This window comes from Azospirillum sp. B506, assembly GCF_000333595.1.
Taxonomy (GTDB): Bacteria; Pseudomonadota; Alphaproteobacteria; order Azospirillales; family Azospirillaceae; genus Azospirillum.
This window is the reverse complement of sequence record NZ_BADK01000387.1, coordinates 1-1,065: the sequence shown is the minus strand read 5'-3', so window position 1 is coordinate 1,065 and position 1,065 is coordinate 1. Positions and strand designations below refer to the sequence as shown.

General features: G+C 67.2%; 1 protein-coding gene and 1 pseudogene. One reads left to right on the top strand and one right to left on the bottom strand.

All coding sequences use genetic code 11. The features are described 5' to 3' along the window. Window positions 1-354, top strand: a pseudogene (locus tag I71_RS38260) (hypothetical protein); the annotation flags it as partial. Window positions 355-372: 18 nt separating this feature from the next. Here the strand turns inward: I71_RS38260 and I71_RS11855 are convergent. Beyond that, window positions 373-1,029 (bottom strand): HAD family phosphatase, encoded by a 657-nt coding sequence (locus tag I71_RS11855; protein WP_042695066.1) that lies wholly within the window; start codon window positions 1,027-1,029, stop codon window positions 373-375. Window positions 1,030-1,065 lie beyond the last annotated feature (36 nt).

The window sequence follows — 1,065 nt, the reverse complement described above, 5'->3', positions numbered from 1 at the left end:
CTGCAGGCCGACACCGACGCATTTCTGGCCGAGCAGACCGCACGCGACGGCACAGCCGACCCGATCCTGACCATGGCCTCACGCCATGGCGAGTTCATGTCGCAAGCCTGGTCCTATGCGGTGGTTCGCCATCTGGGCCTGCCGCAGGGATGCCTGTTCTTTCCTGGTTCCTATCGGCGCGACGGGTATCAGGGCCCCCACCCGATGCAGGTCTGGATCGAGCAGGGGACCCACCATGGGCTGATGAATCTGGCGCAGGCCGGATTCACCGGCTATTCGGGATTGTTCGCTTTCATGGGCAACGACAATGGGCTGGAGCCATTCCCGCAGATGGCGAAGTGGACGCTGGATTGAAGGAGCGCCGGGCGCTCCTCACCCGCAAAGCGCATCCCAATCCAGCACGCCCGGGTCTTCCACCAGATGGTCGACGGCGTCGAAGACCACGGCAGGGTGCTGGGGCCAGGCGATGGTCAGCATGCCGGCAGCCTTGGCGCTGCGGGCGCCGGTGGGGCTGTCCTCGATCACCGCGCAGGCTTCCGGCGGCAGTCCCAGCATCTTCGCCGCCAGCAGATAGGGTTCCGGATGGGGCTTGCCGTTGGCGACGTCCTCGCGGGCGATGCTGAAGCGGAAATGCGGGATCGACATGGCGCGCATGTTGGCGTCGACGATCATGCGCCCGCCGTTCGACACGCAGGCCTGGGCCAGCCCGCGGGCGGCAAAGGCTTCGACCAGAGCGAAGGCGCCCTCGCGCGGGCGGACCTGGGCGACGCGGGCGACATACTGTGCGTTGATCTCGTCGGCCCAGGCGTGCAGGTCGACGGGGAAGGGGCGGCGGGCGTGCAGGGCGGCGTAAATCTCGCGGAAGGCCACGCCGTGCATCGACCGGCAGTCCTCCTCGCTCAACTCATGACCGTAGCCGCGGCAGACCTCGACGGTGATCTGCTGGTGCCAGGGTTCGCTGTCCATCAGCGTGCCGTCGATGTCCCACAGGATGGCGCGGATCGGCAGGCGGCCGGCGGGATCGACCATGGCGGTCATCGCAAAAGGAGATCGTCGCGGTGAATC